This window comes from Bradyrhizobium sp. SZCCHNRI3043 (assembly GCF_032377735.1).
In the GTDB taxonomy this organism is placed as follows: Bacteria; Pseudomonadota; Alphaproteobacteria; order Rhizobiales; family Xanthobacteraceae; genus Bradyrhizobium.
The window spans coordinates 1,200,181-1,209,837 of the sequence record NZ_JAUHID010000001.1 but is presented as its reverse complement, the minus strand read 5'-3'; the positions used below and the strand labels follow the sequence as shown (position 1 = coordinate 1,209,837).

The following is a 9,657-nucleotide window of genomic DNA, read 5'->3' as shown; positions in this document are numbered from 1 at the left end:
CCGCCATCAGGCTGGATAGAGGACTTCCACCTCCAAGCTGTCGTTCATACTCGGCACACCGCCCGTGGCCCGCCTGCAGAAAAAAAGCAGGCGGCAGTCACCACAGGTCTGGCCGAGAACACCCGGCCTTCCCCGCGCGATGGTTTTAACGGGCTATAGCGCGCTCTTCCTGGTGCACCGGGCTTTCTGGCCACCATGTCGCGCAATGCGCTGACGCGCATTACGCTGGACACTAGCTTCGGAGTGTCAGAACCACACGCCTTCACCGTCCGCGAGGCAAACGTTCGTCCGTGCTCATCACACGCCGCCCGCCCGCGTCCACCGCACCCCGCTGCCAACGTCCGTGACGACCGCGAACCGTCCCCTACCGTGCAACGGGATGGCGAGAACAATAATGCTGATTTACCGAATTTGTCAAGTAGATTTTGATTTTTAGAATTCGACAGAACTTTGAAATTGCGGGCGCTTGATTTTGGGTAAGCCGCGAAGAACAGAATTACCGCTAATGCAGCTCTCGCAACGCACCATCGACCATCCTTTCGAAACGAAGGACCTGCCTCACCATCCTTTTGCTCTCGAATACCTTGGCTGAACGCCGAGCATAGGACGAAAAATTTCGAGCTCCAACTGGATAGAAGCGTTTCCTGAGCTTCTTAGTGTAAATCTTGGAAGCACCGCCAGCCGCGATGGCGGCTGCCCCAATTCGTTTGGTACGGGCAATACTGCGCTTCGCCTTGCGCCATTGCCTAGCCAGTGAGCCGGGCCTGATCACAGCACCCTCTTCCGAAATGTTAAAACCCAGGTATTGGAACTCCCGCAAACCAAGCGAGTCAAACACAACCCGTTCCGTCTTGTCTTCGTTGATCTTAAGCCGATGCTCCTTTAGCTGAGAAAAGAACATCGACTTGAGCTGCGGCTCGTCACTGCCATTGCAGATAATCAATACGTCATCCGAGTATCTCTGATAGAGGGCTCCACGCCTTCGGCATACCTCAACCATCTTCTTGTCTAGTTCCAGCATATAAAGATTCGAAAGCACACTACTAATGGGCGTGCCTTGTGGAATTCCGTACCCTTTCTCATTCACAACTATCTGAATTCCTTGAGACGTAATCTCAGAAATCGTGGCGATTGGCTCCCGGGCACCGCCCGAAAGCCGCGAAGAGAATCGAGGATGCGCAGCAAGGGTGGCCTTGTCGATGAGACTAAATCGAGTCACATGACGGAATACTGCAAACCAGTCTCGACTGAGCTCCTCGGCTCCAAGGACACTCTTCAATCTTCGCTTTAGGATCCCATGATCCAGGTTGTCAAAGAAGCCGCTGACATCAAAACACAAAATGACGCAACTCGGCTTACTCTTTGCAAATCGAAGAGCCTCAGCAGAAAAATGATAGTTCGACTTTCCCAACTTTCGATAGGCGATTACGTTTGGCCCCAAACCGTGGCGCTCGTAGCAAGCATCTAAACGGCAAGACAATTCCCAAGCGTACTTTGATAGAATGCATGAATCCCTATGTGACGCATACATAATGGGTCTCTGCTTGAAGACCGTTTTACCTTCCTTCGGCTTGTAACGCTTAACCCGCTTTTGGTAGTGAATTAGCGGCAACCAAGAATGGCGCTCTACAAAACCCGAATCTGACACCCTCTCGGCAAATCGCTCACCGACCGGTGCATCGAAATGCCGATAACCTCTCGGCCTGAACCATTCGATCGTCACATCCCCTCCGATGTGCAGAGTTTGGGAGGCTAGCTCTGACCCCGAGCCTCGACAGAAGTCGAACGCCTCCCAAACGCACGCCTATATCCATCAGCCACTTTCCACTGCAGTAAGCGGTCCATTGCCAACGCGGGTCTCAGAACACAAGGCGATATAGTATAGTCGTGGAGGTACGAGCGATGCTCGCAGTCTCATCGCTGCAGGACAATTGGCCGATGCTGATCAGTCTCAGCGTCGCGCTTATCTTGCAACCAGTTGACACGTTCAACGACCGCGCCCTTCGGCCAATCCCGGGGGCCGCCTCTAATTGGGCGGCGGCTTGATTTCCGCAAGAGCGACGCAACTCGTACTGGCCAACTTTATGTAGTTGACCTAATAAATTTATGGCTTGATTTTTGATCGCTCGCTGGGGATGCCCCGGACCTGATTCGCCCCTCTTCCGTAGATCAACGGGCGTTGACACGCCTCTCATGCGCGCTACGCACAGACCGATTGGCCAATCTTGGCAGGATGAGCCAGTCGAAGGCGCAACTTACCGTCTGCCACACGAGCGACAACCGCGGATAATGCTGCGCGAAATGCCGCCTACTCTCTAGCTAACGAGTTTTGGTAGCCCGTAGGGCGGATTTGCCGAAGGCAATCCGCCGCGTCTCGTGACGAAGGACCGCGGATTGCGCTCCGCTAATCCGCCCTACTCGCTACTCTGTCCCCCTCACCGAAACGCCGACACCACGATCGCTCCCACGATCGCCACCGTCAGCGTGTACTTCGCGGCGTAGTACACCGTCCGATTCCACGCCTTCACTTTGCGCGTCGCCAGATGAAACTCATACAGCTTGCCGAACACCTTGTTGAGCACGCCGACGTGCTCGCCCTCGACGTTCTGCGTCGCCGAGGCCTTGACGATGTGGTGGCTGACCCAGCGGTTGATGGCGGCGATGACGCCGAGCTTCATCGGGCGCTCGACGTCGCAGAACAGGATGATGCGGTTGACGTCGGTGGCGTTCTCGGCGCTGTGGATGAAGGTCTCGTCGAACATGAAGGCCTCGCCGTCGCGCCAGACGCAGGGCACGCCGTCGACCAGGATGCGGCACTTGTCGGAGTTCGGCGTGACGAGGCCGAGGTGATAGCGCAGCGAGCCGGCGAAGGGATCGCGGTGGGCGCCGAGCTTGCCGCCGGGCGGCAGCATCGCGAACATCGCGCCGTGGACGTTCGGGATGGCGTTCAGCAGCTCGACCGTCTTCGGGCACAGCGTGCGCGCCGACGGCAGGAAGTCGTCGTACCATTTCAGATAGAAGCGCTTCCAGCCGCTCTTGAAGAACGAGTAGAAGCCCCAGTCGTTGTTGGCGGCGGCGGCGCGGATGAAGCCCTCGTCGAACAGCCGCACCGCCTCCTCGCGGATCTCCTGCCAATTGTCGGTGAGCGTCTTCAGCTCGGGAAACCGCTCGACCGGGATCACCGGCGTGTTGGGCACGGCCGAGCCCGCATACATCAGCACGTTATAGGGGGCGAGATAGGTCGAGTGGTCGCCGAGCTGGCGGGCGAAGCGCAGCCGCTGCTTGCCGCGGAAGTGGACGTAGAGGGTGGCCCCGATCAGGATGTAGAGGCCGATGAGCTGTGGCGCGAAGAGCTGTCTGAGCATGTCCGGGACCCATGATCCGGCCGCTCAGAGCGTGTTGCGCAGAACCGTGTCGCCTTCTGGGCGAGGATTCAGATGGTGCTCTGATGCCGGCCAAGCGCCTCAATTTAGCCGCAAGCGCGGCCGGCCGCATCCCTTCGCACCTGGGTTGTGAACGGGAATGGGGGTTGAAAGTTCTGCGGCGTGACCCGGCTGCAACAGCCGCCGGCCCCGGCACGCGATCGCGCTAAGCCCGCGTCAGCTCCTGCAAGCCTTTGAAGGTCAGCCGCTTGGGGTCCCGGACGCCGGCCAGATACATGCGGCGGATGAAAGCGGCCACCGCGTCGCGGTCGCAGCCGGTCAGGACGACGATGGCATCCACCGCGGTCTTCTGGGCCTCCATGGGGACTGGTCCTCCTGGCAATGCACCCGGCAACGCAAGCTGTCACGATGCCGATTAACATCGCGTTAACCGTGCGGACGGCGGCCAGTTCCCATGCCGCGATTCCTGCCTTCGCTCCATACGCGAAACCGCGCAGGCCGGAGCGGCCGCCGTCGAACACCGCAGGAGCGCCGCCGTCACACCAGGAAGAAGTCCTCGGGCGCCTCGATCGGGCGGTCATCGCCGTGGACCACGAGATTCCGCCGCATCGGGCGCGCCGGCGGCGTGATGACCCGCCGCTCGAGCTCGTTGGCGCCTGGCAACTGGTCGACGAAGCGGACGGCGAAGCCGTCGTTGAAATGCCTGATGACGCGGCCGATGCAACTGCCCACCGCCAGCGGCGTGCCGATTTCCGGCTGGATCTCCGCCGAGACCGCGGCGCCCGACAACGAGGCATCGATCACGAAGCACGGGATGCAACTGCCGTCGGCGAGCGTCAGCGCCGAATGCGGCGAGTTCGGCACGAAGCGCGCCTCCCGGCGGGAATCGCGGATCGACGGATCCTTCTGCTTCTTCTCCAGCCAGACCAGCTTCTCGGCGAGCTTGGCGCGCTCGGCGCGCGTCATCTCCAGCTCGAGCAGGAAGCCGCCATGCACGGTGTCGCTGATCTCGCCTTCGAACTTGCCGAAATCGCGGAAATACGAGGTCAGACGATCGCCGACCTTGCCGACCACGGGCACCTCGAGCAGCGCACGAAACGGCGACACCCGCGTGGTGCGGCAGGCGAAGGATCGCAGCCGTCCTTCCGGGGAGTACCAGTTCGGAAGCGTGTAGGACCCGGCCGTCTGAATCCTGACCGCGCGCTGCTTCAGGAATCGAGCAACCGACATTGCACGTCTCCCCTCGAACCCATGATGTCCCCGATGGCCCGGCCCCCGCCGAGGCACGATATGCCTGTTACAATTTCTGCGTGCATTTTCGGTCGAACTAACTCGAAATAGGCAAAGCCGCCATGCCCCGGACCGTGCGCGCAAATTCTTGAGGAAATCTGAATCCGAAACGGAAATCCCGCTCAACGGAATCGTATGTCCAACCCGTTTCCGCTTTCTGAAAATGCCGGCCCGTCAGATTACGGTGGGGCGCGGCACGTGTTCGTCCCAGGCACGAACGGCTGATCGCATCAGCCGCGGCGCCATCGCGCCACGACGCACACCGTCTCACGATGAGCGTGCGTTCGCGTTCAACGTGATTAGTCAATGATTCATCCTAACGCGCGGCCACCGAGGCGCGGCTGCAACTCACAATTTCATTCAATCAGGTGAGCAACTATCAGCGCGAGCAACCGCGCTGCCGGCAAACAGCTAACACGTTCGCGTCGTTTCGCTATTTGCTCGCTAACAACCTGTTCACCACTTGCGCAATCGGTCCGCACGGCAGCGGCTGCCGCCTATGCTGTTCAATTTCGCATATACTATTGCCGCTTAGTCGTAAGTGAGGGGGACGGCTGTCAGTCGGCTCGCGCGTCGCCCCAGGCGTATGAGTAAGCAAAGTAGTCACGCGTATGATGACCGCACGCATCGTGGTGTTAACCATCGCTCTCGGCGCGGGCGGCGTTGCGGCCTATCTGGTCAGCAATTCCGACGGCCAGCGGCAGACGCCGGCGGCGCCGGTCGTGCAATTGCCGACGGTCGAGGTGCTGGTCGCCAAGAACGACATCGGGCTCGGTCAGGCGATCAAGCCCGGCGACCTGATCTGGCAGACCTGGCCCGAGGCTGCGAGCAACATCTTCATCCGGCGCGGCGACCGTCCCGAGGCGGCCAATCAGCTGGTCGGCACCATCGCCCGCTCGCCGTTCGTGATCGGCGAGCCGATCCGCGAGCAGAAGCTGGTGAAGGCGGACGGCTCCGGCTTCATGGCGGCGATCCTGCCTGCAGGCATGCGCGCGATCTCCACCGAGATCTCGCCCGAGACCGGCGCCGGCGGCTTCATCCTGCCGAACGACCGCGTCGACGTCATCCTGTCGAAGCGCGACAAGAATCCGGACAAGCCCGGTGCCGCCGACTTCGTCAGCTCCGAGATCATTCTCTCCAACGTCCGCGTGCTCGCGATCGACCAGGCGCCGAAGGAGAAGGAAGGCCAGAACACCGTCGTCGGCAAGACGGTGACGCTCGAGCTCAAGCCCGAGCAGGCCGAGACCCTGGCGCGCGCGCGACAGGCCGGCTCGCTGGCGCTGGCGCTGCGCAGCATCGCCGACGTGAACGCCGCCGACGGCAACAAGACCGAGACGCAGCAGCAGCAGCAGATGGCGCGACGGGGCAGCGCCATCGAGATCATTCGCTATGGGATCACGAGCTCGCTCACGGCGCAGAAGTGACCGAAAGGACGAGGAAGATGATGGGTGGGCATCAACGCGCAAAGTTCGGAACGTGGATCGTCCGCGCGCTATCGACATCGGCCGTGATCGGCCTCGCGCTCAATCCGGCGCTGACGCCGGTGAAGGCGGCTGACGACAGGCTGGAGACGCCTGTGGTGTCGGTCGGGTCGTCGAAGGTTCGCTTCCTCTCGCTCGGCATCGGCAAGTCCGTGGTCGTCGACTTCCCGCAGGACGTCAAGGACGTGCTGGTCGCCGATCCCAAGGTCGCCAACGCCGTCGTCCGTTCGGCCCGGCGCGCCTACATCATCGGCGCGGCGGTCGGCCAGACCAACGTCGTGTTCTTCGACGGCGAGGGACAGCAGGTCGCGGCCTATGACATCGCGATCAAGCGCGATCTCAACGGCGTGCGCCAGGCGCTGAGCCAGAGCATTCCCGGCGTCAAGATCGACGGCGTCGGCGAGGGCGTGATCCTGACCGGATCGGTGTCGAGCCCGGTCGAGGCGCAGCAGGCCAGCGAGATCGCCGCTCGCCTCGTCGGCGGTGCCGACAAGGTGGTCAACTCGATCGTCGTGCGCGGCCGCGACCAGGTGATGCTGAAGGTCAACGTGTCGGAGGTCCGGCGCGAGATCGTCAAGCAGCTCGGCATCGATCTCAGCGCCAGCATGACCTACGGCACCGCGGTCGTGAACTTCAACAACACCAACCCGTTCACCGCCTATGGCAGGTCGCTGGTCGGCACCAACGGCCTCTCCGCCACCGGCGGCGGCTTGTCGTCGGTCTCGGCGACGATGCGCGCGATGGAGACGGCGGGCGTGACCAAGACGCTGGCCGAGCCCAATCTGACCGCGATCTCCGGCGAATCCGCGACCTTCATCGCCGGCGGCGAATTCCCGATTCCCGGCGGCTATTCCTGCGATCCGACCACGCGGGTCTGCAGCACCTCGATCACCTACAAGAAGTTCGGCATCTCGCTCAACTTCACGCCGGTCGTGCTCAGCGAAGGACGCATCAGCCTGCGGGTGATGACCGAGGTGTCGGAGCTGTCGAACGACAATGCGATCACGGTGTCGTATGCGCTGACCTCGGCCTCGACCTCGTCGGTGACGATCCCCGCGATCCGCACCCGCCGCGCCGAGACCACGGTCGAGATCCCCTCCGGCGGCTCGATGGCGATGGCCGGCCTGATCCAGAACCAGACCAAGCAGGCGATCAACGGCCTGCCCGGGCTCAATCAGCTGCCGGTGCTCGGCCAGCTGTTCCGCAGCCAGGACTACGTCAACAACGAGACCGAGCTGATGGTGCTGGTGACGCCCTATGTCGTGCGCGCCGTGGCGCAGAAGGAGCTGTCGCGTCCGGACGACGGCTTCGCGCCGGCCACCGACTCGGAGTCGGCGCTGCTCGGCCGCATGAACCGGCTGTACGGCATCGCCGCCAGGGTCGACGCGGCCACGGGGCAGCCGGCCGGCTTCGGCTTCATCATCGACTGAGATTGCGGGACGACGGGGCACGGGGGAACGATCATGTCGGCAACATCCACACCAGACGGCGGACGCACGCTGCGCCGGATCGGCGCCATCGCGGGGCTGGCGCTCACGCTCGGCGCCTGCAACACCACCACCGGCGAGGTCGTCGCGACGATCCCGGATGACTACAAGATCCGCCATCCGATCGCGATCGAGGAAGGCCGGCAGTCGACCGTCGTCTTCATCGGCAGCGGCCGCGGCGGCCTGACCTACCAGCAGCGCGTGGACGTCGCGGGGCTCGCGCGCTCATGGCTGCGCGAAGGCACCGGCGGGATCATGGCGGAGGTGCCGGCAGGCACGTCGAATGCGCGCGCCGCGGCCGACGCCTATCGCGAGATCCGCGCCGTGCTGACCGCCGGCGGCGTTCCCTCGCACGCGATCTCGATGCGCAACACCATGCCCGACGATCCGCGGCAGCTCGCCGTCATCCGGCTGAGCTATCCGAAGATCGCCGCCGTTGCCGGCCCCTGCGGGCTGTGGCCCGACGATCTCGGGCCGAACATCAACAATCCCGGCTACAGCAGCAACCAGCACTATCAGAATTTCGGCTGCGCCACGCAGCGCAATCTCGCTGCGATGATCGACAACCCGGCCGATCTCGAGCAGCCGCGCTCGGAGATGGCCGCCTACACGCCGCGCCGCTCCGCGCTGTTCGAGAAGTACCGCAAGGGCGAGTCGACGGCGGTGGCGTATCCGGAGTCAGACAAGGCCAAGCTCAGCGATACAGGCAAATGATCAACGCGTCCCGTCAGAGCCAGGATGAGCAGCCCGGCCCCACCGGCCCGGCCCTCGACGATCACATCGCGCCGGTGCCGCGCGTCTCGGTGCAGGCATTCTGCGAAACCGACCAGACCTCGGCCGCGATCCTCGCGGCGAGCCAGGACCGAAGACTCGGCAAGGCCCACATCACGATCAAGGCGGGCGGCATGCCGCGCGCGATCGAGACCTATCACTCGCAGCCGACGCCGAACGTCATCTTGATCGAGACCAGGCCCGGCGGCGACATTCTCGGCGGCCTCGACGACCTCGCCAGCGTCTGCGATCCCGGCACCCGCGTGGTGCTGATCGGCAGCCCGTCCGACGGCGTCGCCTATCGCGAGCTGGTCCGGCGCGGCGTCAACGACTATGTGATCGGCCCGGTCGAGACCATCGACGTGATCCGCTCGGTCTGCAGCCTGTTCTCGGCCTCGGAGGCCGTCATCACCGGCCGCATCATCGCCGTGGTCGGCGCCAAGGGCGGCGTCGGCGCCTCCACCGTCGCCCACAACGTCGCCTGGAGCATGGCGCGCGACCTGACGCTGGATTCCGTCGTCATCGATCTCGACATGGCGTTCGGCACCGCGGGACTGGACTACAACCAGGATCCGCTGCAGGGCATCGCCAACGCCGTGTTCCAGCCGGACCGGCCGGATACGGCGCTGATGGAGCGCCTGCTCGCCAAATGCACCGAGAATCTCAACCTGCTCGCCGCACCCGCGACGCTCGACCGCGTCTATGATTTCGGCGCCGATGCGTTCGACGCGATCTTCGACACCCTGCGCATGACCCAGCAATGCATCGTGCTCGACGTGCCGCACCAATGGTCGGCCTGGACGCGGCATGCGCTGATCAATGCCGACGACATCCTCGTGGTCGCCGAGCCCGATCTGGCGAATCTGCGCAACGCCAAGAATCTCCTGAGCGTGCTCAAGGCCTCGCGCCCGAACGACCGGCCGCCGCTGTATTGCCTGAACCAGGTCGGCATGCCCAAGCGGCCGGAGATCGACCTGAAGCGCTTCGCCAAGACCGTCGAGGCCGAGCCGGTCGCGATCATCCCGTTCGACTGCAAGCTGTTCGGCACCGCCGCCAACAACGGCCAGATGATCGCGGAGATATCGGGGCTGAGCCGCACGCCAAAACTGTTCCAGGACATCGCGAACCGGCTCACGGGACGGATCGACCACAAGCCGCAGCGCGGATCGCTGCTGGCGCCAATCGCGAAACTGCTCGGCGCGAAATAGCGCCTTAGATCATGATCTCCGCGCAAACGCCTTTGGC

8 protein-coding genes are annotated in these 9,657 nt (G+C 63.1%); 4 read left to right on the top strand and 4 right to left on the bottom strand.

What is annotated here, in order from left to right; all coding sequences use genetic code 11:
* Positions 1 to 502 precede the first annotated feature (502 nt).
* From QX124_RS05800 to QX124_RS05785, 4 genes are all read right to left on the bottom strand, one after another.
* Positions 503 to 1,723: a reverse transcriptase/maturase family protein gene (locus QX124_RS05800; protein WP_315796598.1), complete on the bottom strand. Its 1,221-nt coding sequence runs from the start codon at positions 1,721 to 1,723 to the stop codon at positions 503 to 505.
* Between the two features lie 712 nt (positions 1,724 to 2,435).
* The gene (locus tag QX124_RS05795) at positions 2,436 to 3,365 is read right to left on the bottom strand and encodes an aspartyl/asparaginyl beta-hydroxylase domain-containing protein (protein WP_315796597.1); all 930 of its coding nucleotides are present in this window, start codon (positions 3,363 to 3,365) and stop codon (positions 2,436 to 2,438) included.
* 223 nt (positions 3,366 to 3,588) lie between these two features.
* Positions 3,589 to 3,744, bottom strand: a complete 156-nt coding sequence (locus tag QX124_RS05790; protein WP_315712861.1) for a hypothetical protein — start codon at positions 3,742 to 3,744, stop codon at positions 3,589 to 3,591.
* 176 nt (positions 3,745 to 3,920) lie between these two features.
* A complete protein-coding gene (locus tag QX124_RS05785; protein ID WP_315796596.1) occupies positions 3,921 to 4,613 on the bottom strand; it encodes a PilZ domain-containing protein in 693 nt (230 codons plus the stop codon).
* A gap of 671 nt (positions 4,614 to 5,284) precedes the next feature.
* Between QX124_RS05785 and cpaB the strand changes: the two genes are divergently transcribed.
* Genes cpaB through QX124_RS05765 form a run of 4 tightly spaced genes read left to right on the top strand, consistent with a single transcriptional unit; the run spans position 5,285 to position 9,620 of the window.
* Complete coding sequence (gene cpaB, locus QX124_RS05780; protein ID WP_315738955.1) at positions 5,285 to 6,097, top strand: Flp pilus assembly protein CpaB; 813 nt, start codon at positions 5,285 to 5,287, stop codon at positions 6,095 to 6,097.
* A 17-nt stretch (positions 6,098 to 6,114) separates the two neighbouring features.
* A complete protein-coding gene (locus tag QX124_RS05775; RefSeq protein ID WP_315796595.1) occupies positions 6,115 to 7,584 on the top strand; it encodes a type II and III secretion system protein family protein in 1,470 nt (489 codons plus the stop codon).
* Positions 7,585 to 7,617: 33 nt separating this feature from the next.
* Entirely contained in the window at positions 7,618 to 8,355 is a 738-nt protein-coding gene (locus tag QX124_RS05770) for a CpaD family pilus assembly protein (RefSeq protein WP_315738959.1), read from the top strand.
* A complete protein-coding gene (locus QX124_RS05765) occupies positions 8,352 to 9,620 on the top strand; it encodes a CpaE family protein (RefSeq protein ID WP_315738961.1) in 1,269 nt (422 codons plus the stop codon). The genes QX124_RS05770 and QX124_RS05765 overlap by 4 nt, the downstream gene beginning before the upstream one ends.
* The last annotated feature ends 37 nt before the right edge of the window (positions 9,621 to 9,657 follow it).

Coding starts and splice junctions, on each gene's coding strand:
- QX124_RS05770 (WP_315738959.1), top strand. CDS start 7,618: ATGTCGGCAACATCCACACCAGACGGCGGACGCACGCTGCGCCGGATC.
- QX124_RS05765 (WP_315738961.1), top strand. CDS start 8,352: ATGATCAACGCGTCCCGTCAGAGCCAGGATGAGCAGCCCGGCCCCACC.
- QX124_RS05795 (WP_315796597.1), bottom strand. CDS start 3,365: ATGCTCAGACAGCTCTTCGCGCCACAGCTCATCGGCCTCTACATCCTG.
- cpaB (WP_315738955.1), top strand. CDS start 5,285: ATGATGACCGCACGCATCGTGGTGTTAACCATCGCTCTCGGCGCGGGC.
- QX124_RS05790 (WP_315712861.1), bottom strand. CDS start 3,744: ATGGAGGCCCAGAAGACCGCGGTGGATGCCATCGTCGTCCTGACCGGC.
- QX124_RS05775 (WP_315796595.1), top strand. CDS start 6,115: ATGATGGGTGGGCATCAACGCGCAAAGTTCGGAACGTGGATCGTCCGC.
- QX124_RS05785 (WP_315796596.1), bottom strand. CDS start 4,613: ATGTCGGTTGCTCGATTCCTGAAGCAGCGCGCGGTCAGGATTCAGACG.